The sequence below is a fragment of the Rathayibacter sp. AC451 genome (assembly GCF_979253095.1).
The window spans coordinates 3,419,567-3,439,702 of sequence record NZ_CEEDBD010000001.1; the positions used below are offsets into that span (position 1 = coordinate 3,419,567).

Sequence of the window (20,136 nt, forward strand, 5' to 3'; positions counted from 1 at the left end):
CGGGGAGAGGGTTCGGCTGCTCGCAACGGGAGCGCCGTCTACAACGTTGGAGACAACGTTGTAGAGACGATCATGCGGACCGGGCGAGCGCACTGTCAAGCACGAGCCCGCGGCTCCCGTCCAGAACCCCGTGATGGAATCGTCGAGTGGGGACGACCGATGCGTGCGCGATGCTGGCCGACCGGGTGGAGGCCCTCGCCTCCTCGTCCCCCGACCCACGGGCCCTCGTGCGCGCCGTCGCGCGCGACGTCGCCGGGATCCGCGGTGGCCTGCTCGGTCCGGTCGATCTGCTGAGCGGTGGCAGCAACCGGATCCGCGGTCGGGGATTCGACGGGCCGTACGACGACGGCACCCGCGGCCAGGCGCGGCACTTCGCCGGGGTCGCCGGCGCGACGCTCTACCTCGGTGGCCACGTCGCGCACCTGCTCATGCGCACGGCGGGCCGGGACCGTGCGGGGAGCGCCGACGACCGGCTCACCCGACGGGCGATCGAGTGGAGCCGACAGCTGCGTCGGGGCCGGCTGCCGGTCGCGGAGGCGGGGGAGTGGATCCGCCGCGAGATCTGCGACTGCCGCTGATCCGGTCTGCTCAGGCCTCGCTCGACTCCCTCGCCACCAGCGAGAACTCGGCCTCGTGCACGCGGGGCGGGTCCGTGAGGGTGCCGTCGATCCGCCCGCGCAGCACGTCGACCGCGGTCCGCGCGATCTCCTCGCGGCCGGGCGCGATGCTCGAGAGGCTCGGGACCGAGTAGCGCGAGTCGTCGACGTCGTCGAAGCCGACGACCGCGACGTCGGCCGGAACGCGCAGCCCCGCCTCCTGGAGGGAGCGCAGGGCGCCGAGCGCGAGCGTGTCGTTGAAGGCGAAGACGGCGTCGAACGGGACGTCCGACTCGATCGCACCGCGCATCGCCTCGGCTCCCCCGACCCGGCGCCAGGGTCCGGAGTGGACGACGAGGCGCTCGTCGACCGGGACGCCCGCCTCGGCGTGCGCCTCGCGGTAGCCCTGCAGGCGGAGGGTCGCCGATCCGATGGTCTCGCCCTCGTGCGCGCCGAGCGCGACGATGCGGCGGCGGCCGCGGTCGAGGAGGTGCGCGGTGGCGGCCCGAGCCGCGGCGACGTTGCGCATGGTGACGTGATCGATGCGATCGGAGAAGATGCGCTCGCCCAGCAGGACGAGGGGGTAGTCGACCGCCAGCGTCGACTCGTCGTCGGTGCTGAGCGCCAGCGGGCTGAAGAGCAGGCCGTCCGTGAGCTGGCGGCGGGGGGAGCGGAGGACGTCCCGCTCGCGTGCGGGGTCGGCTCCGGTCTGCTCGATCAGCACGGTGAGGCCGTGCCGGTCGGCCGCGCGCATGACGCTGTCGGCGAGCTCGGCGAAGTACGGGAGGCTCAGCTCGGGCAGGGCGAGGCCGATCACCCCGGTGCGGCCGCGGCGGAGGCTGCGCGCCGAGAGGTTCGGGCTGTACCCCAGCTGCGCGATCGCCGCCTCGACCCGGGCGCGCGTCTCGGGGCGGATGTGCGGGTAGTCGTTGACGACGTTGGAGACGGTCTTGATCGAGACCCCGGCGGCCCGGGCGACGTCGTGCAGCGTGACGGCCATCGGTCCTCCTCCGCTCACGGCTGGCGTACAACGTTGTATCACCGTTGCCGGTGCCTCGTCCGATCAGGAGGAGGCGCCGGCCCCGACGGTCGTGTCGCGCCCGATCAGGGAACGCCTCATCCCCCACCCTGGACTCTCGACGAGAGGAGCCGCGATGGACGCGCGCGAGCACGAGGTCCGCCGGCGGATGGACGCCCACGAGCTGTACACCGACGCCGGTGACGGGCTCGAGGCGCTCGAAGAGGAGCGGATCCGCGGCAAGGAGCTCGCGCACGCCTACAACGCGACCGGGCCCCGCGAGGCGGAGGAGCGCCGCCGCCTGCTGCACGAGCTGTTCGAGGCGGTCGGCGAGGGAGTCTGGGTGGAGCCGCCGCTGCACGTCGCCTACGGCAACCGGGTGCGGCTCGGCGAGAACGTCTACGTGAACTTCGGCCTGACGCTCGTCGACGACGTCGAGGTCGTGATCGGCGACCGGGTGATGATCGCGCCGAACGTCACGATCAGCACGACCGGGCACCCGGTGCATCCGGAGCTGCGCCGCGACGGCACGCAGTTCTCGGCGCCGGTCGTGATCGAGGACGACGTGTGGATCGGGGCGGGCGCGATCCTGCTGCCGGGCGTCGTGGTCGGCGCGGGGTCGGTGGTGGCCGCGGGGGCGGTGGTGACGGCGAGCGTGCCTCCGCTGGTCGTCGCGGGAGGAGTGCCCGCGCGCGTGCTGCGGGCGATCGGCGACGGCGACCGCGAGTGGGAGTACCGCGCGCCGCGGACGCTGGGCTGACCCCCTGTCGACGAGGTGCGGCACAGCTCGCTGCTGGGGCCGTCGTCCTGTCTGCAACCGAGGTCGGGAGCGCGTGCGGCGACCTCTCGAGCCGTCCGGGCGGCTCCTGACCTCGGTTGCGAACGGCTCGGCCTGCAGAACGAAGGCTGAGCGCGCCGATTCGAGCGGGAATCCCGGGATCCCGTCAGGGAGCCTTCCTTCCGAGATCCGCCCGGGGTCGTGCATCCCAAGCTGCACGGGGCGTGCTCCGCGGGGCTCGGTAGGCTCCGCGGGTGACCCGCTCCCGACTGATCCTGCTCGACATCGACGGAACGCTGATGGACGACGGCGTCGTCGCCCCCTCGGCCGCAGAGGCAGTCGCCGGCGCCCGCCGCAACGGCCACCTCGTGCTGCTCGCCACCGGGCGCTCGCGTCCCGAGATCCCGCAGAAGGTCCTCGACCTGGGCTTCGACGGGGTCGTCTCGGCGGCCGGCGGATTCGTCGAGCTCGACGGCGAGCTCGTCGCGCGGCGCACCATGCCCGCCGACGCCGTCCGCGAGATCGTCGCGTTCTTCGAGGCGCACCGGATCGAGTACACGCTCCAGTCGCACGACGCCGTGTTCACGAGCGGGGGGCTCGCCGCCCGCGTCGCCGAGCTGCACGCGCGGCGGGGCGAGGCGGTGGAGCCGGTCGTCGAGACTCCCCGGGGTCCTGCGCCGACCGAGGGGATCGCGAAGGCGACGTTCTTCGGCGATCACGACGACACGTTCGCCGTGGTGCGCGACGGCCTGGGCGAGCGCTTCCACGTGGTCACCGGCACCATCCCGTACCTCGGCCACGCGGGCGGCGAGGTGAGCATCCCCGGTGTCGACAAGGGCGCGGCGCTCGTCGCGCTCGCCGAGCGGCTCGGGCACCCGGTCGAGGACACGGTCGCGATCGGCGACAGCTCGAACGACGTCGAGATGATCACCGCCGCCGGTCTCGGCATCGCGATGGGCAACGCCACCGACGACGTCCTCGCGGTCGCCGACGACGTGACGACCTCGGTGCACGAGGACGGGGTGCGGACGGCGTTCCTCCGTCACGGCCTGATCTGAGCCGGCCCCGGCTCGTCGGAACCGGGGCCGACGGCGATCAGGTGTACCAGGAGGGCTCGGGCACGTCGCCCAGCAGGGCGAAGACGCCCACTTCGCGCCGCTTGTAGGCGATCGGATCGTGCAGCGAGTGGGTGCGCAGATTCCGCCAGTAGAGGTCGAGCCCGACCGCGCTCCCGGTGGCGCGCGCGCCGGTCAGCTCGAAGACGCGGGTCGCCGTTTCGAGGCCGTCCTCGACGATGCGGGCCTTGGCGGCCGCGATCCGCACCGCGATCTCGCCGCGTCGGCGGGGAGTGAGCTCCTCGCGCGGGGCGTGCAGCACGGCCGACAGCTCGGCTCCGGTCGCATCGATCAGCGCCTCGGCCGCCCACAGCTTCGCCTGCAGATCGCCGTAGCCCTCGAGGAGGTACCACTCGTCGGTGGCGCGCTCCTTGTCGTCCCCGCCGTACGGCCAGGCGCGGGTGCGCTCGCGGGTGTACCGGGCGGCGTGCTCGAGCGCGCCCTGCGCGATGCCGAGGTAGAACTCGGCGAAGACCTGCTGGATCGTCGGCACGTTCAGGGAGTTGTAGACGAGCGGCTGGAACTCCCGGTCGACGAAGCCGGCGGCCGCGGCCCACGGCACGCGCACGTCGCGGATCTCGACCGAGCCCGACTCCGTGAGCCGCTGCCCCAGGCTGTCCCAGTCGCGGCCGAAGACGATGCCGTCCTGCGCGGTCGGCACGATGGCGAAGACGTGCGTGTCCGTGCCCTCGAGGATCCCCTCGAGCACGGTCAGGTCGCTGACCACGCCTCCCGTCGAGAACGACTTGCGGCCCGAGAAGACGAGCTCGTCGCCCTCCTCCCGGATCGACAGATCGCTGTCGCGCGGATTCACGGCGCCGCCGTAGAGCAGGTCCCCCTCGGTGGCGAGCTGCTCCACCGCCGCGATCTGCTCGGGGGTGCCGACCAGGCGCGCCGCCCACGCCCAGAGGTAGTGGTAGCCCAGGAGCTGGCCGATCGAGCCGTCGGCGCGGGCGACGGTGCGGATCACGCGCAGGGCGGTGGTCCACTCCTGCCCGCCGCCGCCGTGCTCGAGGGGGCCGAGGAGCGTGACGAGCCCGGCGTTCTTCAGCAGGGCGACCTCGGTGAACGGCGCGGCACCGGCGCGGTCGCGCTCGAGGGCGTCGACGGCGAGGACCGAGGCGACCTCCTCGGCGCGGGCGATCCACTCGGCCGGGGAGGAGGGGCGCGCGGCGCCCGACCAGCGGTCGGTCAGCGGGTCGCCGAGCGCGGTGGCGCGGGCGGCCGGCTCGTGGCCGGCGGCGGACGGGGTCGCCGGGGCGGCGGCGGACGGGGGCGGTGCGGTGCTCACGGTGGTCCTCTCTCGAACGGTCCGGCGACTCTCGCAGCCCGAGCAGGCGCCCGCCTCGAGTGCGTCGAGGGGTGACGGCGTGTGACTCCGCGTGTCGACGAGGAGACTCCGCGACACGGCCGCGCCGGTCCTCCTGTCGACTTTGACAATCGTTATCAATAGTCGCTACGGTGAAGCATTCCGACCGTCCGACTCCGGACTCAGATTGGCTCTCCGTGACGATCCGCACCGCACGCACGCGCTCCCTCTCCGCCGCCGCCCTCGTGGGCGCGGCGGCCCTCGCCCTCTCGGCCTGCTCCGGCTCCGGCGCCGCGTCCGGCGCGAGCGGCGACTCCGGTCTCGTCTCGGTCGTCGCCTCGACGAACGTCTACGGCGACCTCGCGCAGAGCGTGGGCGGGGACCTCGTCGAGGTCACGAGCATCATCGACAGCCCCGAGAAGGACCCGCACGAGTACGAGGCCACGGCGCGCGACCAGCTCGCCGTCTCGGACGCGCAGCTCGTGATCGAGAACGGCGGCGGCTACGACCCGTTCGTCGACACGATGATCGACGCATCCGGTTCCGAGGCGCCCGTCGTCACCGCGACGGTCGTCGCCGGGCTCGAGGACGAGCACGCGCACGAGGAGGAGGGCGCCGAGGAGGAGCACGCCGAGGAGGAGGGCCACGGCCACGCCGCCTACAACGAGCACGTCTGGTACGACCTCACCGTCGCCCGCGACGTGGCGACCGAGATCGCCGACCGGCTCTCGAGCATCGACCCCGGCAACGCCTCGACCTACGCGTCGAACGCCGAGTCCCTCACCGGCGACCTCGACGCGCTGATCGAGCGCGAGCAGGAGCTGAAGGGCACCGTCGAGGGCCGCTCCATCGCGATCACCGAGCCCGTCCCGCTGTACATGACCGAGGCGCTCGGCCTCGTCGACGCGACTCCGGAGGAGTTCAGCGAGGCGATCGAGGAGGGCACCGACGTGCCCGCCACTCTGCTGCAGGAGACGCTCGCCCTGTTCTCGGACGGCACGGTCGACGCGCTCGTCTACAACGCCCAGACCTCCGACGCGCAGACCGAGGCCGTGCTCGAGGCGGCGCAGTCCGCCGGGATCCCCGAGGTCGCGGTCACCGAGACACTGCCCGACGGTGACGGCGGGTACGTCGGCTGGATGACCGCGAACCTCGACGCGATCGAGGGGGCGCTCTCGTCGTGACGCCCCCGTCCCCGATCGATCGGCCCGCCTCCCCGGAGGCGGGCCTTCCGGCGTCTCCGGCCGTGCTGCGGATGCGCGACGCGAGCCTCCGCTTCGGCTCCCGCGAGCTGTGGAGCGGCGTCGACCTCGACGTGCGGGCGGGCGAGTTCGTCGCCGTGCTCGGCGCGAACGGCTCCGGCAAGACCAGCCTGCTGAAGGCGGTGCTGGGCCAGCAGCCGCTCAGCACGGGCGAGCTGCAGGTGCTCGGGTCGCCGGTGCACCGCGGCAACCGCCGCATCGGCAATGCGCGCATCGGCTACATACCCCAGCAGAAGCTCGCCGACGACGGCACGCCGCTGCGCGCCCGCGACCTCATCGGCCTCGGGATCGACGGCCACCGCTTCGGGCTCCCGCTGCCCTCGCGCGCCCGCCGCGCCCAGGTCGACGCGCTGCTCGCGGCGGTCGGAGCGACCGACTACGCCGACGCTCCGCTGGGCAGCCTCTCGGGCGGCGAGCAGCAGCGGGTCCGCGTGGGCCAGGCCCTCGCGGGCGATCCCGCGCTCCTGCTCTGCGACGAGCCCCTGATCGCGCTCGACCTCGCGCACCAGCGCGCCGTCAGCGAGCTGATCGACCGGCACCGGCGCGAGCGGAACCTGGGCGTGCTCTTCGTGACGCACGACGTGAATCCGGTGCTGCGGATGGTCGACCGCGTGCTCTACCTCGCCGGCGGCCGGTTCCGCATCGGCACCCCCGACGAGGTGCTGCGCTCGGAGGTCCTGAGCGATCTCTACGACGCGCCGGTCGACGTGATCCGCGCCCGCGGCAGGATCATCGTCGTCGGCGCCCCCGATCACTCCCACGTGCACGAGCACGAGGGCGAGCACCGGCACGAGCACCGCCACGAGCACTCGGAGGATCGAGCCTGATGGACGACGTCTGGTCGCAGATCTTCGACTTCTCGGACTACGGCGCCCTGCTGTCGCTGCTGATGAACTCCGTCATCGCGGGAGCGGTGCTGGGCGTCGTGGGCGGCCTCATCGGCGTCTTCGTGATGTCGCGCGACATGGCGTTCGCGGTGCACGGCATCAGCGAGCTGTCCTTCGCGGGCGCCTCCGCGGGGCTCCTGCTAGGGATCGGCGTGGTGCAGGGCTCGATCATCGGCTCGCTCGTCGCGGCGCTGCTGATCGGCCTGCTCGGCTCGCGAGCCCGCGACCGCAACTCGATCATCGCCGTGCTCATGCCGTTCGGCCTGGGCATCGGGATCCTCTGCCTCGCGCTCTACCCGGGGCGCAGCGCCAACAAGTTCGGGCTGCTCACCGGCCAGATCGTCGCCGTCGACGACCCCCAGCTGGGCTGGCTCATCGCGATCTCGGTCGTCGTCGTGATCGGCCTCGCGCTGATCTGGCGCCCGCTCACCTTCGCGAGCGTCGACGCCGACGTGGCGGCCGCTCGCGGCGTGCCGACCCGTGCGCTGTCGATCGTCTTCATGCTGCTGCTCGGGCTCGCCGTCGCGGTCTCGGTGCAGGTCGTCGGCTCGCTGCTGGTGCTCGCGATCCTCGTCACCCCGGCGGCCGCGGCGCTGCGGGTCTCGGCGTCGCCGGTCATCGTGCCGCTGCTGAGCACGCTGTTCGCGGTCGGCGCGCTGGTGGGCGGGATCCTGCTGGCGCTCGGCGGCTCCGTGCCGATCAGCCCCTACGTCACGACGATCTCGTTCACGATCTACGTCGTCTGCCGGATCATCGGCCGCAAGGGAGTCCGCCGCCGGCGCTCCCCGGCGCTCGTCGGGGCGGGGGTATAGCGTGGCCCGGGTCGTGAGACGGGAAGGTGGTCCGGTCATCAAGCGGAACACGTGGCAGAGGGAAGCGGTGCGCGAGGCGCTCACCGGTCGCGACGACTTCGTCAGCGCGCAGGGGCTGCACAGCGCACTGCACGCCTCCGGGTCGCCGATCGGACTCGCCACGGTCTACCGGGCGCTGGCCGATCTCGCGGTCGAGGGCGAGGCCGACTCTCTGCAGTCGCCCGACGGCGAGAGCCTGTACCGCGCCTGCACGCCCGGCACGCACCACCACCACCTGATCTGCCGGCGCTGCGGTCTGACCGTCGAGATCGCGGCCGACGAGGTCGAGACCTGGGCGCACTCGGTCGCGGGGCAGCACGGCTTCACGGACGCGCACCATGTGGTGGACGTGTTCGGCCTGTGCGCGGAGTGCACGCGGGCGACCGCGGGCTGAGGCTCCTCGTCAGGCCGGGAGGAAGATCCCGGCGGCGCGGTCCTTCACGACCGCTCCCGCGGGCAGCACCCGGCCGCTCATGGCGAGGTAGACGCCCGGCGGCAGCAGCTGCACGGCCGCCACGGCCACGCCGAGGTTGAAGGAGGCGTCGCTGTCGCGCATCCGCGCGGGCTGCATGGCACCCGTGAGCACGACGACGCGGTCGCGCACCGTGCCGATGGCCTCGGCGGTGGCGGTCATCGTGTCGGTGCCGTGGGTGAGGACGATGCGGTCCTCCTCGGCCTCGAGCACGCGGCGCCGGATGAGGGCGCGGTCGTCGTCGTCGAGATCGAGGCTGTCCTTCGCGAGCACCTCCTCGACGCGGAACTCGAGCGTCGAGAGCACGGGCTCGAGCAGGCGCGGCACGGTCGGCGCTCCGATGACGAGCTCGCCCGAGAGCGAGTACTCCTTGTCGATCGTGCCGCCGGTGGTGAGGACGAGGATGCGATCTGTCACTCCTTCACCCTAGGCCGGTCCTCCGACACGGCGCCGGGCGCACGTCCGTGCGGATGCTCCTGAGCGGTCGGCGCGCACCGGGTCGCCGCGGCACGATGGGGGGATGTCACGCGTCTCCGCCCTGTCCGCCGCCCGCACCGGGGCCAAGCTGCTGCTCGGCTCCGCCCTCGTCTTCGCGGGGGTGAGCCACCTGACCCGCGCCCGCGAGGAGTTCCAGGCGCAGGTGCCGGAGTGGGTGCCGCTGGATGAGGACACGGTCGTGCTGGCCTCGGGCGTGGTCGAGATCGGCCTCGGAGCGGCGCTCGTCGTCTCGCGCCGGACCTCGCCCCTCGTCGGGAACGCCGCGGCCGCCTTCTTCACCGCGATCTTCCCCGGCAACATCTCGCAGTACGTCACGAAGACCAGTGCCTTCGGTCTCGACACCGATCGCAAGCGCGCGGTGCGGCTGCTCTTCCAGCCGGTGCTCGTCGCCTGGGCGCTCTGGTCGACCCGGCGCGGCTGAGCTCAGTCGGCGCTGAGGGCGCGGAGGAGGCGCTCCAGCCCGAACGTCCACGCGTCCTCGACGTCGCCGCCGAGGGTGAAGCCGCCGTTGATCTCCATGCTGATGAATCCCGTGGCCCAGGCGGTGAGGGTCCGCGCGGCCTCGAGCGCCTGCTCGGGGCCTGCGAGCGCCTCCATCGCCCGCAGGAGCGACGTGCTCGCCGCGACCCGGTACTCCTGCGCGGCCACCGGCGTCCCCGCTGTCGGCGTCATCACGAGCTGGAACGCGGCGGGCCGCTCGTGCCCGAAGCGCCTCAGCTCGTCCGCGATGCGCGCCGGATCGCTCTGCGCGCCCAGCCGGTCGGCGTAGTCGCGCAGCGTCGCCTCCGCCACCGAGCGGATCAGCGCCTCCCTGCTCTCGACCCGCTTGTAGAGGGAGGGCGCGCGCACGCCCACCCGCTGCGCGACGGCCTGCATCGTGACTCCCGCGAGCCCCTCCTGCTCGAGGAGCTCCGCGGCGGCGGTGACGATGGCGTCGTGGGTGGTGCGGTCCGGAGTGGGCATGCCCTCAGCATAGCTATTGACAGTAGCCATGATGGCTAACTAGCGTAGCCATCATGGAACTCACCCCCTCGCTCCACCGCCTCGGCTCCGACATCGTCGCCTCCTACCTCGTCTCGGTGCCCGAGGGCATCACCCTCATCGACGCCGGGCTCCCCGGCCACTGGTCCGACCTCCTCGCCGCACTGTCCGCCCTCGGGCGCCCGATCGAGGACGTGAAGGGCGTGGTCCTCACCCACGGCGACTCCGATCACATCGGCTTCGCGGAGCGCTTGCGCCGCGAGCACGGCGTCCCCGTCTTCGTGCACGCCGCGGACGCGGACCGCGCGAAGGGCGGGAAGAAGCCCGCGAACGGCAAGCAGACGATGCGGCTGGGCGCGATGGCGGGGTTCCTCGCCTACTTCGCGCGCAAGGGCGGTCTCCGCATCCCTCCGCTGACCGAGGTCGTCGAGGTGGCCGACGGCGACGTGCTCGAGCTGCCGGGGTCGCCCCGGATCATCGGACTGCCCGGCCACTCCGCCGGCAGCATCGCGGTGCACGTGCCCGTCGTCGACGCCGTCTTCGTGGGGGACGGGCTGACCACGCGCCACGTCCTCACCGGGCGCTCGGGCCCGCAGCCCGCTCCCTTCACCGACGATCCGGAGCAGGCGCTCGCGTCGCTGCGGCTCCTCGTGCCGACCCGGGCGGCCTGGGTGCTCCCGGGGCACGGCGCTCCGTGGAGCGGGGGAGTGGACGCGGCGGTGTCGGCGGCCGAGGAGGCGGCCCGCGGCTGAGCCGAGCGCTCGGAACGCCGCTCAGGAGGCCGGGACGAGCTCCCAGCGCGCGGCGAGCAGCTGCAGCGCCTGATCGAAGACTCCGGTCCAGGCGGTCGCGTCGTGCGCGCTGTCCGGCACCTCGAGGTAGGTGGTCTGCATCCCCGCCGCTGCCGCGTCGGCGTGGAGGGTCCTGACGCCGTCCAGGAACGTCGTGTCGTCGGCGCCGACTCCGAACACCGCGACCGTGTCGGCGTAGGGGGCGTGCGCCGCGAGGATGCTCGCGGGCTTCGCGGCCTCGTAGGCGCTCGCGCTGCCTCCGAAGCCCTTCTCGATCGTCGTCGCGTCGTCGCCCAGGGTCGGCGCGAGCTCGCCCGAGGCGTCGACGATCGCGCCGAAGAGCTCCGGATGAGCGGCGCCCAGCTGGATCGCGCAGGTGCCGCCCTGCGAGAGGCCGCCGATCGCCCAGTCGTGCGCGTCGGGCAGGACGGGCAGGTTCGCGCGGATCCACGCGGGCACGTCGACGGTGAGGTACGTCGCCGAGTTCCCCAGCGGCGAGTCGACGCACATCGGGTTCGTGTCCGGGTCGCCCAGCTGGTCGGGCGAGACCACGATCGGCGCGAGTCCGGCGTGCGCGGCGGCGTACGCGTCGAGAGCCTGCTGCAGTTTCTCGGTCGAGAGCGGGTCGGACGGGGAGCCGGGCTGGCCCGAGAGCATCACCATGACCGGCAGCAGCGGGGGAGCGGCGGTGAGGGCGGCCGGGGGCAGGTAGACCACCGCGTCGCGCGCGGGGAATCCGGAGGCGGTCGCGGGGATCGTCACCGAGGACACGCGGCCGGCGGTGGGCATGCCGGCGGGGGCGGTCCAGTCGGCGAGGGCGGGATGAGCGCCGCTGGTCGAGGCGAGCGGGGAGTCCGAGACGGGGTACTCGCTGATCCCGAGTGCGCTGCGGAGCGTGGGGTACTGCCCGAAGTCGATGTTCACCGTCATCGCGGCGGTCACGGCGACCAGGAGTGCGACGCCGACCGAGGCGAGCGCGCGTCGAGCGCGTCGACGGGCGAGGGCGTGGACGAGCACGAGGGCGGCGACGCCGAGCCCGCCGAGGGCGAGTCCCGCCCAGAGGCGGGTGACGGCGGTGAAGTCGACGCCGAACGGGCCGTCCGTGCCGTCGAGCAGTGCGGCCAGGGCGGCTCCTCCGATCGTGCCGACGAGAAGCACTGCCGCGACGGCCGCGGATCGGCGGGTCCGGCCTCCGGGGCGCGAGCGCGGTAGCCGACGGCGAGCCCGGCGAAGGCGAGGGCCGCGACCGCGTACACGGTCACGACGAGGGGGCCCGAGGAGAGGCTCAGCCCGAGGAGTGCGTTCATGGGTGGTTCCGGTCGTCCGGTCGCCGGGTGCGGCGGCGGGCGCCAGTCTCGACCCGTGATCTGGACCGTCACTGGAGATCTCCTGGACGTCTGGGAAGGCGGAGGGCTCCGACGCCTCCCGCAACGCTCCTCCCCAGGCGGGGATGCTCCGAGTGCTCCACGGCACCGGCGCAAGCCCGCGCGGACGGGCTCCGACGCGCCTACCGTGGAAGGAGAAGGACACGCAGACCGCGCCCTCACGAAGGAGCTCGACCCATGACGCAGATCCCCACCACCGCCACGCCCGCCAGAGGTGCCCGCGCACGCCGAGGAGCCCGCGCATGAGCCGCGGCGTCGCCGTCGTCACCGGAGGCACCGCCGGACTCGGTCGCGCCACCGTGCGCGAGCTCGCGAAGCGCGGATGGGACGTCGCGGTGCTCGCCCGGGGCGAGGACGGGCTCGCCGCGACGGTCTCCGAGATCGAGCAGGCGGGTCGCCGGGCCCTCGGGGTGCCGACAGATGTCGCCGACCGCGAGGCCGTCGAGGCCGCCGCCGACCGCATCGAGGCCGAGCTCGGTCCGATCGAGCTGTGGGTCAACGACGCGATGGTGGGGGTGTTCGGCGAGTTCCTGTCGACCGAGCCCGCCGACTTCGAGCGCGCCGTCGCCGTCAACTTCTTCGGCTTCGTCAACGGCACGCGCGCGGCGCTCTCGCGGATGACCCCGCGCGGCCGCGGTCACGTGATCCAGGTCGGCTCGGCCCTCGCGCACCGCGGCATCCCGCTCCAGGCTGCGTACTGCGCCTCGAAGTTCGGCGCGCGCGGCTTCACCGAGGCGGTCACGGCCGAGCTCCTGCACTCCAAGAGCGCGATCAGGCTGTCCGAGGTCGACATGCCGGCGCTGAACACCATCCAGTTCAACTGGGTGAAGTCGCAGCTGCCGCACCACCCGCAGCCCGTGCCGCCCATCTACGAGCCCGAGGTGGGGGCGATCGCCATCGCCGACGTGGCCGACAGGCCGCGCCGGCGCACCTGGGTCGGCGAGCCGACCGCGGGCACGATCCTCGGCGACCGCTTCGCGGGCGGCTTCCTCGACTGGTACCTGGCGCGCAACGCCTTCGACGGGCAGCAGGCTCCCGACGTCACGGAGCCGATGCTGCCGAACAACGTCTACGAGCCGGTGCCCGGCGACCACGGCGCGCGCGGCCTCTTCAGCGACCGCGCGCGCACCATGACCCCGCAGATCTGGATGATCCGCCACCGCGCGGCGAGCTACGCGGGGGCCGCCGTCGCGGCGGCGGCCGGCGTGGTCGGCGTCGTCGCGGCTCTGCGGGAGGAGGTGACCGTGACCGACGTCGACGTGGTCGTCGTCGGGGCGGGTCCGAACGGGCTCGCCGCGGCGCTCACCCTGGCTCGGGCGGGCCTCTCGGTCTCGCTGTTCGAGCGCAACGAGCGGATCGGCGGCGGCGCGCGGACGGCCGAGCTGACGCTGCCCGGCTTCCACCACGACGTCTGCTCGGCGGTGCATCCGATGGCCCTCGCGTCGGAGTTCTTCCGGCGCTTCCGGCTCGACGAGCGGATCGACCTGCGCGTCCCCGAGATCTCGTACGCGCACCCGCTCGACGGCGGGCGGGCGGGGATCGCCTACCGCGACCTCGAGCGCACGGTCGAGGCCCTCGGCCGCGACGGGGCCGCCTGGCGCTCGCTGATGGGCCCGCTCGCCCAGCGGGCCGACCGCGTCGCCGGCTTCACGAACGACGCGCTGCTGCGCGTGCCCACCGATCCGAGCGTCCTCGTGCGGTTCGGCCTGCGGGTGCTCGAGCAGGGCTCGCCGTTCTGGAACCTGCGCTTCAGAGAGGACGTGGCCCCGGCCATGCTCGCCGGCGTCGCCGCGCACTCGATCCGCCCGATGCCGAGCCCGTCGACGGCCGCGGCGGCGCTCGCCCTCGGCACCTACGCCCACGCGCGAGGCTGGCCCGTGCCGGTCGGCGGCAGCCAGTCGATCGTCGACGCGATGGCCGCGGATCTCCTCGCGCACGGCGGCACGATCGAGACGGGCGTCGAGGTGACCTCGCTCGAGCAGCTGCCGAGCGCCCGGGCGACGCTCTTCGACCTCACTCCGGAGGCGCTGCTCCGCCTCGCCGGCGACCGGCTGCCCGCGGCCTACGCGAAGGCGCTGCGGATGTTCCGCTACGGCAACGGCGTGGCCAAGGTCGACTTCGCCCTCGACGGACCGGTGCCGTGGACGAACCCCGAGCTCGCCCGCGCGGGCACGCTGCACGTGGGCGGCACCCGGGCCGAGATCGCGCGAGCCGAGCGCGACGTGGCGCAGGGCCGCCACAGCGAGAACCCCTACGTGCTCGTCGCGCAGCCCTCGCTCGCCGATCCGGGTCGCGCGCCCGAGGGCAAGCAGGTCCTCTGGGCCTACACGCACGTGCCCCGGTACTCGCCCGCGCACCAGAAGGAGGCGATCACCGCGCAGATCGAGCGGTTCGCGCCGGGCTTCCGCGACCGCATCCTCGGCGTGTCCTCGATGACCGCGCGCGACATGGAGCAGTACAACCCCAACTACCTCGGTGGCGACATCGCGGCCGGAGCGGCGAGCGTCGCGCAGCTGGTCTCGCGCCCCGTGCCGTCCCCCGATCCGTGGCGGACGCCGGCCGAGGGGCTCTACCTCTGCTCGTCCTCGACCCCTCCGGGTCCCGGTGTGCACGGCATGGCGGGCTGGCACGCCGCCCACAGCGCCCTGCGGCACGAGTTCGGGATCACGCGGGCGCCCGATCTGGCACCCTGAAGGACGGAGTGGCCCCGCCGGGCGCGCTCCACCGCCCGCCGAGAGCCCACGAAGGAGCCCGCGATGTCCCGCAACACCCGCGTCTTCCACTGCCCGCCCGAGTCCGTCTTCGCCGCCCTGTCCTCCGGGTGGCTCTTCCCCTCGTGGGTCGTGGGCGCCTCCCGGATGCGGAAGGTCGACCAGGACTTCCCGCACGTGGGCTCGCAGCTGCACCACTCGTTCGGGCTGTGGCCGCTCGTGATCGACGACCGCACCACGGTGCTCGAGTGGGACCCGCCGCACCGCTTCGTCATCCAGGCGGCCGGTTGGCCGATGGGCGAGGCGCGGGTGCGGATCGAGGTGGAGCCGCACAAGGACGGCTGCCGCGTGCGCATGCACGAGACGGCCGTGAAGGGGCCGGGCACCCTCATCCCGAAGCCGCTGCTGCACTCGTTCCTCTGGGTGCGCAACATCGAGGCGCTGCAGCGCCTCGCGCACATGGCGGAGGCGGGTGCCGGCGGACGCGTGCTCGCCCCGAGCGCCCTGCCGTCCCCGCGCGACCGCGAGGGCGTCGACACTCCGAAGCACCTCGTGCCGCGGCTGCTCGGCACCGTCGCCTCGGTCGCCGTGGGCTCCCTGGCGCTGCGCGCGGTGCGGGCGGCCGTGCGGCGCGCCCGCGCCTAGGGTCAGACGATGCGCTCGATGAGCCGCACGTGGTGCACGGCGACACGCGTCGGCTCGCCCTCGAAGGCGGCCGCGCGCTCGGGCGAGTCCAGGTACGTCTTCTCGATCGCGAGGAACGACTCCGCGTCGCCCGGGGTGCTCACCGCCCAGACGAACTCGTTCACCTCGCGGTCGGCGTAGGCGAACTCGATCCGGAAGCCCAGCGCCTCGCGCGCCGGCACGATCCTCGCCCGGAACCAGGCAAGGAAGTCGTCGATCACCCCGTCGACCAGCTCGTAGCGTCGGAGTTGGATGGTCCTGGTCTCGGCGGCGTCGCTCATGCGATCGACGGTACCGGACACGGGGTCGCCGCATCCCGACGTCTACGCCGCACTCCCACCCGACCGGCCGCACCCCGCCGCACCCCGCCCGCCACCGCCGAGGAGGCACCCCCTGGATCCCCGCCGCCACCGCGCCCTCGCGCTCCTCGTCGCCGGCTGCTTCTTCATGGAGAACCTCGACGCGACCATCGTGACCACGGCGGCTCCCGCCATCGCGGCCGACCTGGGCGTCGACTCCGCCGCGATCGCGATCACCGTGACCGCGTTCCTGCTCACCGTCGCGGTCCTGATCCCGGCCTCCGGCTGGCTGAGCGAGCGCTTCGGCGTGCGCCGCGTCTTCGCCCTGGCGATCGCGGTCTTCACGCTCGCGTCCCTGCTGTGCGCCCTCAGCCCGACCCTGCCGGCGCTGATCGCCGCGCGGGTGCTGCAGGGGGTCGGCGGAGCGCTCATGGTCCCGGTCGGCCGTCTCGCGGTGCTGCAGGTCACGCCGCGCGAGCGCATCATCGAGGCCATCGCGATCCTGGTCTGGCCGGGGCTGGTGGCGCCGATCGTCGCTCCGTTCGTCGGCGGGCTGCTCACGACGTACGCCTCGTGGCACTGGATCTTCCTGATCAACCTGCCGCTCGGGGCGGTCGCGTTCGTCCTGGCGCTGCGCATCGTCCCCGGTGGCAGGGAGGCGGCACCGCCTCCCTGGACGTCGTCGGCCTCGTGCTCGTCGCCGTCGGACTCGGCGCGCTCGTCGGTGCCTCGGGACTGGTCGCCGCCTCCGTCTCGGACCCGCGGGCGCTGACGCTCGCCGTCGCGGGCCTCGCGGTGACGGCGGTGGCCGTGCGGCACCTGCGCCGCGCGCCGCATCCGCTCGTCCGCCTCGACGCCTTCCGCTTCGCGACGTTCCGGGTGGCGAACGCGAGCGGATCGCTGTACCGGGCGACGATCAACGCTGTCCCGTTCCTCCTGCCGCTGCTGTTCCAGGACGCGTTCGGCTGGAGCCCGGTGCAGGCGGGATCCGTCGTGCTCGCGCTGTTCGTCGGCAATCTGGCGATCAAGCCGGCCACCACGTGGCTGCTGCGGACGCTGGGGTTCCGCACCGTGCTCGTCGTCTCGAACGCGATCGGAGTCGCGTGCATGGCGGCGATGGCGTTCCTCACTCCGGAGGTGCCGATCGCCGCGGTCGTCGCCCTGCTCGTGCTCAGCGGCGTCGCCCGCTCAGCCGGCTTCACCGCCTACAACACCGTCACCTTCGCCGAGGTGCCGGCCGAGGGGATGTCGGGCGCGAACACGCTGAGCGCGACCACGCAGCAGGTCGCGGCGGGCTTCGGCGTCGCGGTGGGCGGCGTCGCCCTCGCGGTCGGCACCCTGCTGGGCCCGGACCTCGTGCCCTACCGCTTCGCCTTCCTGGTGATCGCGGCGCTGACCCTGGTGCCGCTCGTGGCGGCGGCGCGCCTGACCCGCGACTCCGGCAGCGAGCTGACCCGCTGACGGAGAGGGCCGCCTGCGGCGGAGGGTCGGGCGGGTGGGGGTCAGAGGGCGCCCTGCTCCGGTGTGCCCGCGGGGATCGGGACGAGGCGCACGATGCGCGGCGGCTCCTGCAGCAGGCCCTCGAGCGAGGCGTTCAGGCGCGCGACCGGCTCGCCTGCGCCGTGGGCGTCGAGCTCGGCCGCGCTGGTCCACTTCTCGATCATCACGACGGTGCCGTCGGGCGCGTCGTGGATCGAGTAGAGCTCGCAGCCCGGCTCGCCGTGCACCTCGGCGATGCCCGCGCGCAGGGCGTCGACCATGCGCTCGCGAGCGCCCTCGGCGGGGGTGAAGACGACGTGGACGACGACGGGAGCGGTCATGGCGGGGTTCCTCACGGTGGGCGGGGCGGGAGCGTCCACGCTACTCCGCCGGGCTACTCCGCCGGACCGGTGCCCTCGCCGAGGCCGAGCGCCATGCCGTCGAGGAGGTCGTGCGCGGTCGACGTGACGGAGTCGAGACCGGGCGAGGCGCTGCTCGCGGCGCGCAGGACCTCGCCCCAGATCAGCGCGCCGGCGGCGATGACGTCCTCGCGGCCGGCGCGCAGGTAGGGCAGCGCCGAGGCCTCGGCCGGGGAGAGCCGGGCGAGGCCGTCGCAGGCGGCGAGCACGTCCTCGAGCGGCAGGGTCGCCTCGAGCGCGTCCCGGTCGTACGCGCGGAGGCCGAGCGCGTGCGCGGTGACGGTCAGCACCGTGGCGGCGACTCCGACCACGCTGCGAGCCTGCGAGAGGTCGACGGACGAGGCGGCCAGCGCGGTGCGGACGTCCGACCGCATCGCCTCCCGCTCCTGCTCGCTCGGCGCCTCGGCCCGGCGGTGGCGCTCGGTGAGGCGGACGCTGCCGACGTCCATCGAGTGCGCCTGCTCGGGCGCCGCATCGCCCAGGACCAGCTCCGTCGATCCGCCGCCGAGGTCGACGACGAGCACCGGGCGCGCGCTGTCGACGGCGCCGGTGGCGCCCCGGAAGGAGAGCGCGGCCTCCTCCTCGCCCGTGATCGTCTCGGGGCGCACCCCGATGATCCGCTCGACCGCGTCGAGGAAGGCGTCGCGGTCGGCCGCGTCGCGGGTGGCGGAGGTCGCAGCGAAGCGCAGCCGCGTCGCTCCGGCGTCGCGGACGAGATCGGCGTAGTCGCGGGTGACGGCGAGGGTGCGCTCGAGAGCCTCCGGGTCGAAGCGGCCCGTGCGGTCGACTCCGTGCCCGAGGCGGACGAGCTCGGTGCGGCGGAGGACGTCGACGAGGCGCCCGCCCTCGACGTCGGCGATCAGGAGGCGGAGGGAGTTCGTGCCGCAGTCGAAGGCGGCGACGCGCGTGGAGGCCATGCCGCCATCCTCCCGGACGCTGCTCGGGCACCCGGGAGCACCGCCGCTAGCCTGGGAGGACGAGCCGAAGGAGCCCCCGTGCACGATCACCACGTCCGCGTCCACCGCAGCGAGGAGAACCTCGCACGCACGGGTCAGCTGGCCCACGCGCTCGCCGGCCTCGCGGTCGACCCCGTCGCCGTCGACGACGAGGTGGCCGAGATGGTCGTCAACCGGGTCATCGACAACGCCGCCGTCGCGACCGCCTCCCTGCTGCGCCGCCCCGTCGTGGCCGCGCGCTCGCAGGCGCTCGCGCATCCCGCCTCCATCGGGGGAGAGGGTGCGGTCGTCGTCGGAGTGGATCCCGCCCGCCGCGTCTCGCCCGAGTGGGCCGCCTGGGCCAACGGCGTCGCCGTGCGCGAGCTCGACTACCACGACACGTTCCTCGCGGCCGAGTACTCGCATCCGGGCGACAACATCCCTCCGCTCGTCGCGGTCGCCCAGCACGCCGGCATCGGCGGCGCGCAGCTCGTGCGCGGCATCGTGACCGCCTACGAGGTGCAGGTCGACCTGGTGAAGGCGATCAGCCTGCACCGGCACAAGATCGACCACGTGGCGCACCTCGGCCCGTCGGCCGCCGCGGGGCTCGGCACGCTGCTCGGTCTCGACGTGGCGACGACGGAGCAGGCGATCGCGCAGGCGCTGCACACCACCACCGCCACGCGGCAGTCCCGCAAGGGCGAGATCCTCGAGCTGGAAGGCGTACGCGCCGGCCTTCGCGGGCAAGATGGCGATTGAGGCCGTCGACCGGGCGATGCGCGGCGAGACCAGCCCGTCGCCGATCTACGAAGGCGAGGACGGCGTGATCGCCTGGCTGCTCGACGGCGCCGACGCGTCGTACGACGTGCCGCTGCCCGACCGCGGCGAGGCCAAGCGCGCGATCCTCGACACCTACACGAAGGAGCACTCCGCCGAGTACCAGGCGCAGGCGCTGATCGACCTCGCCCGCCGCCTGCACCACTCCCACCCCGAGGCGGCCGACCCCGAGCGCGTCGAGCGCATCGTGATCCACACCTCGCACCACACCCACTTCGTCATCGGCTCGGGTGCGAACGACCCGCAGAAGTACGACCCGGCGGCCTCCCGCGAGACGCTGGACCACTCCGTGCCGTACATCTTCACGGTCGCCCTGCAGGACGGCGCCTGGCACCACGTTCGCAGCTACGCCCCCGAGCGGGCGGCGCGGGCCGACACCATCGCGCTCTGGCACCGCACGACGACCGAGGAGGACGCGGAGTGGACGCGCCGCTACCACTCCGAGGACCCCGCCGAGAAGGCGTTCGGAGCGCGCGTCGAGATCCTGCTGACCGACGGCACCACGATCGTCGACGAGATCGCGGTGGCGGATGCGCATCCGCTCGGCGCCCACCCGTTCTCGCGCGAGCAGTACGTGTCGAAGTTCCGCACGCTCGCGGCCGACGTGCTCGAGGAGCGCGAGATCGAGCGGTTCCTCGACCTCGCGCAGCGGCTGCCGGAGCTGACGCCCGAGGAGGTCGGTCGGCTCACGGTGGTGGCGGCGCCGGGTGTGCTCGCGTCGGTAGAGTCGCCGCGCGGCCTGTTCTAGCCGGTCGTGCAGCGGCGTTCCGAGACGTGTCCGGCTGTGGTGGATCTCGATACGCCCCTCTGCGAGGGCTACTCGATCAGC

21 protein-coding genes and 2 pseudogenes are annotated in these 20,136 nt (G+C 73.6%); 15 read left to right on the forward strand and 8 right to left on the reverse strand.

From position 1 onward, the window contains the following. Positions 1–146: 146 nt before the first annotated feature. Positions 147–578 carry a hypothetical protein gene (locus tag AC0CID_RS16295; protein WP_465227650.1) on the forward strand — a complete coding sequence of 144 codons (432 nt, stop codon included), beginning with the start codon at positions 147–149 and terminating at the stop codon, positions 576–578. A 10-nt stretch (positions 579–588) separates the two neighbouring features. Here the strand turns inward: AC0CID_RS16295 and AC0CID_RS16300 are convergent, their stop codons facing one another. Continuing rightward, positions 589–1,596, reverse strand: coding sequence for a LacI family DNA-binding transcriptional regulator (locus AC0CID_RS16300; RefSeq protein ID WP_465227651.1), 1,008 nt, complete (start codon positions 1,594–1,596; stop codon positions 589–591). Positions 1,597–1,750: 154 nt separating this feature from the next. Between AC0CID_RS16300 and AC0CID_RS16305 the strand changes: the two genes are divergently transcribed. Further along, complete coding sequence (locus tag AC0CID_RS16305; RefSeq protein ID WP_207407085.1) at positions 1,751–2,374, forward strand: maltose acetyltransferase domain-containing protein; 624 nt, start codon at positions 1,751–1,753, stop codon at positions 2,372–2,374. A 272-nt stretch (positions 2,375–2,646) separates the two neighbouring features. Continuing rightward, positions 2,647–3,450 carry an HAD family hydrolase gene (locus AC0CID_RS16310; RefSeq protein ID WP_465227652.1) on the forward strand — a complete coding sequence of 268 codons (804 nt, stop codon included), beginning with the start codon at positions 2,647–2,649 and terminating at the stop codon, positions 3,448–3,450. A gap of 37 nt (positions 3,451–3,487) precedes the next feature. On the opposite strand, the gene AC0CID_RS16315 is transcribed toward AC0CID_RS16310, so the two are convergent. After that, complete coding sequence (locus AC0CID_RS16315; RefSeq protein WP_465227653.1) at positions 3,488–4,798, reverse strand: acyl-CoA dehydrogenase family protein; 1,311 nt, start codon at positions 4,796–4,798, stop codon at positions 3,488–3,490. A 215-nt stretch (positions 4,799–5,013) separates the two neighbouring features. Between AC0CID_RS16315 and AC0CID_RS16320 the strand changes: the two genes are divergently transcribed. From AC0CID_RS16320 to AC0CID_RS16335, 4 genes are all read left to right on the forward strand, one after another. Beyond that, entirely contained in the window at positions 5,014–6,000 is a 987-nt protein-coding gene (locus AC0CID_RS16320; RefSeq protein ID WP_465227654.1) for a metal ABC transporter solute-binding protein, Zn/Mn family, read from the forward strand. A 71-nt stretch (positions 6,001–6,071) separates the two neighbouring features. After that, positions 6,072–6,905, forward strand: coding sequence for a metal ABC transporter ATP-binding protein (locus AC0CID_RS16325; RefSeq protein ID WP_465228122.1), 834 nt, complete (start codon positions 6,072–6,074; stop codon positions 6,903–6,905). Next, positions 6,905–7,777 carry a metal ABC transporter permease gene (locus AC0CID_RS16330; protein WP_465227655.1) on the forward strand — a complete coding sequence of 291 codons (873 nt, stop codon included), beginning with the start codon at positions 6,905–6,907 and terminating at the stop codon, positions 7,775–7,777. The genes AC0CID_RS16325 and AC0CID_RS16330 overlap by 1 nt, the downstream gene beginning before the upstream one ends. Before the next feature lie 37 nt (positions 7,778–7,814). Beyond that, complete coding sequence (locus AC0CID_RS16335) at positions 7,815–8,210, forward strand: Fur family transcriptional regulator (RefSeq protein ID WP_207407116.1); 396 nt, start codon at positions 7,815–7,817, stop codon at positions 8,208–8,210. 9 nt (positions 8,211–8,219) lie between these two features. On the opposite strand, the gene AC0CID_RS16340 is transcribed toward AC0CID_RS16335, so the two are convergent. After that, positions 8,220–8,705, reverse strand: a complete 486-nt coding sequence (locus AC0CID_RS16340; RefSeq protein WP_207407092.1) for an asparaginase domain-containing protein — start codon at positions 8,703–8,705, stop codon at positions 8,220–8,222. A gap of 103 nt (positions 8,706–8,808) precedes the next feature. Between AC0CID_RS16340 and AC0CID_RS16345 the strand changes: the two genes are divergently transcribed. After that, entirely contained in the window at positions 8,809–9,207 is a 399-nt protein-coding gene (locus AC0CID_RS16345; RefSeq protein ID WP_465227656.1) for a DoxX family protein, read from the forward strand. 2 nt (positions 9,208–9,209) lie between these two features. On the opposite strand, the gene AC0CID_RS16350 is transcribed toward AC0CID_RS16345, so the two are convergent. After that, positions 9,210–9,749, reverse strand: coding sequence for a TetR/AcrR family transcriptional regulator (locus AC0CID_RS16350; protein ID WP_465227657.1), 540 nt, complete (start codon positions 9,747–9,749; stop codon positions 9,210–9,212). A gap of 53 nt (positions 9,750–9,802) precedes the next feature. Between AC0CID_RS16350 and AC0CID_RS16355 the strand changes: the two genes are divergently transcribed. Then, entirely contained in the window at positions 9,803–10,519 is a 717-nt protein-coding gene (locus AC0CID_RS16355; RefSeq protein ID WP_465227658.1) for an MBL fold metallo-hydrolase, read from the forward strand. Between the two features lie 21 nt (positions 10,520–10,540). Here the strand turns inward: AC0CID_RS16355 and AC0CID_RS16360 are convergent, their stop codons facing one another. Next, entirely contained in the window at positions 10,541–11,716 is a 1,176-nt protein-coding gene (locus tag AC0CID_RS16360; RefSeq protein ID WP_465227659.1) for an alpha/beta hydrolase, read from the reverse strand. 469 nt (positions 11,717–12,185) lie between these two features. Here AC0CID_RS16360 and AC0CID_RS16365 point away from each other — a divergent pair. The 3 genes and pseudogenes from AC0CID_RS16365 to AC0CID_RS16375 form a co-directional block, all read left to right on the forward strand. Then, positions 12,186–13,145, forward strand: a pseudogene (locus AC0CID_RS16365) (SDR family oxidoreductase); the annotation flags it as partial. Positions 13,146–13,187: 42 nt separating this feature from the next. Beyond that, complete coding sequence (locus AC0CID_RS16370; RefSeq protein ID WP_465228123.1) at positions 13,188–14,636, forward strand: phytoene desaturase family protein; 1,449 nt, start codon at positions 13,188–13,190, stop codon at positions 14,634–14,636. A 63-nt stretch (positions 14,637–14,699) separates the two neighbouring features. Beyond that, positions 14,700–15,299: an SRPBCC family protein gene (locus AC0CID_RS16375; RefSeq protein ID WP_465227660.1), complete on the forward strand. Its 600-nt coding sequence runs from the start codon at positions 14,700–14,702 to the stop codon at positions 15,297–15,299. A 2-nt stretch (positions 15,300–15,301) separates the two neighbouring features. Here the strand turns inward: AC0CID_RS16375 and AC0CID_RS16380 are convergent, their stop codons facing one another. Next, positions 15,302–15,619: a hypothetical protein gene (locus AC0CID_RS16380; protein WP_207407118.1), complete on the reverse strand. Its 318-nt coding sequence runs from the start codon at positions 15,617–15,619 to the stop codon at positions 15,302–15,304. Between AC0CID_RS16380 and AC0CID_RS16385 the strand changes: the two genes are divergently transcribed. Next, on the forward strand, positions 15,618–16,409 hold the full coding sequence (locus AC0CID_RS16385; RefSeq protein ID WP_465227661.1) for an MFS transporter: 792 nt from the start codon (positions 15,618–15,620) through the stop codon (positions 16,407–16,409). The genes AC0CID_RS16380 and AC0CID_RS16385 overlap by 2 nt on opposite strands. Further along, the gene (locus AC0CID_RS16390; protein WP_465227662.1) at positions 16,328–17,098 is read left to right on the forward strand and encodes an MFS transporter; all 771 of its coding nucleotides are present in this window, start codon (positions 16,328–16,330) and stop codon (positions 17,096–17,098) included. The genes AC0CID_RS16385 and AC0CID_RS16390 overlap by 82 nt, the downstream gene beginning before the upstream one ends. A 41-nt stretch (positions 17,099–17,139) precedes the next feature. Here the strand turns inward: AC0CID_RS16390 and AC0CID_RS16395 are convergent, their stop codons facing one another. Together AC0CID_RS16395 and AC0CID_RS16400 are read right to left on the reverse strand one after the other, a co-directional pair. Beyond that, positions 17,140–17,457, reverse strand: a complete 318-nt coding sequence (locus AC0CID_RS16395) for a putative quinol monooxygenase (RefSeq protein ID WP_207407413.1) — start codon at positions 17,455–17,457, stop codon at positions 17,140–17,142. 53 nt (positions 17,458–17,510) lie between these two features. Further along, positions 17,511–18,452 carry a Ppx/GppA phosphatase family protein gene (locus tag AC0CID_RS16400; RefSeq protein ID WP_465227663.1) on the reverse strand — a complete coding sequence of 314 codons (942 nt, stop codon included), beginning with the start codon at positions 18,450–18,452 and terminating at the stop codon, positions 17,511–17,513. A gap of 78 nt (positions 18,453–18,530) precedes the next feature. Between AC0CID_RS16400 and AC0CID_RS16405 the strand changes: the two are divergent. Further along, positions 18,531–20,055: pseudogene (locus tag AC0CID_RS16405) on the forward strand (MmgE/PrpD family protein). The last annotated feature ends 81 nt before the right edge of the window (positions 20,056–20,136 follow it).

Coding starts and splice junctions, on each gene's coding strand:
- AC0CID_RS16300 (WP_465227651.1), bottom strand. CDS start 1,596: ATGGCCGTCACGCTGCACGACGTCGCCCGGGCCGCCGGGGTCTCGATC.
- AC0CID_RS16305 (WP_207407085.1), top strand. CDS start 1,751: ATGGACGCGCGCGAGCACGAGGTCCGCCGGCGGATGGACGCCCACGAG.
- AC0CID_RS16325 (WP_465228122.1), top strand. CDS start 6,072: ATGCGCGACGCGAGCCTCCGCTTCGGCTCCCGCGAGCTGTGGAGCGGC.
- AC0CID_RS16330 (WP_465227655.1), top strand. CDS start 6,905: ATGGACGACGTCTGGTCGCAGATCTTCGACTTCTCGGACTACGGCGCC.
- AC0CID_RS16345 (WP_465227656.1), top strand. CDS start 8,809: ATGTCACGCGTCTCCGCCCTGTCCGCCGCCCGCACCGGGGCCAAGCTG.
- AC0CID_RS16350 (WP_465227657.1), bottom strand. CDS start 9,749: ATGCCCACTCCGGACCGCACCACCCACGACGCCATCGTCACCGCCGCC.
- AC0CID_RS16355 (WP_465227658.1), top strand. CDS start 9,803: ATGGAACTCACCCCCTCGCTCCACCGCCTCGGCTCCGACATCGTCGCC.
- AC0CID_RS16375 (WP_465227660.1), top strand. CDS start 14,700: ATGTCCCGCAACACCCGCGTCTTCCACTGCCCGCCCGAGTCCGTCTTC.
- AC0CID_RS16385 (WP_465227661.1), top strand. CDS start 15,618: ATGCGATCGACGGTACCGGACACGGGGTCGCCGCATCCCGACGTCTAC.
- AC0CID_RS16380 (WP_207407118.1), bottom strand. CDS start 15,619: ATGAGCGACGCCGCCGAGACCAGGACCATCCAACTCCGACGCTACGAG.
- AC0CID_RS16395 (WP_207407413.1), bottom strand. CDS start 17,457: ATGACCGCTCCCGTCGTCGTCCACGTCGTCTTCACCCCCGCCGAGGGC.
- AC0CID_RS16400 (WP_465227663.1), bottom strand. CDS start 18,452: ATGGCCTCCACGCGCGTCGCCGCCTTCGACTGCGGCACGAACTCCCTC.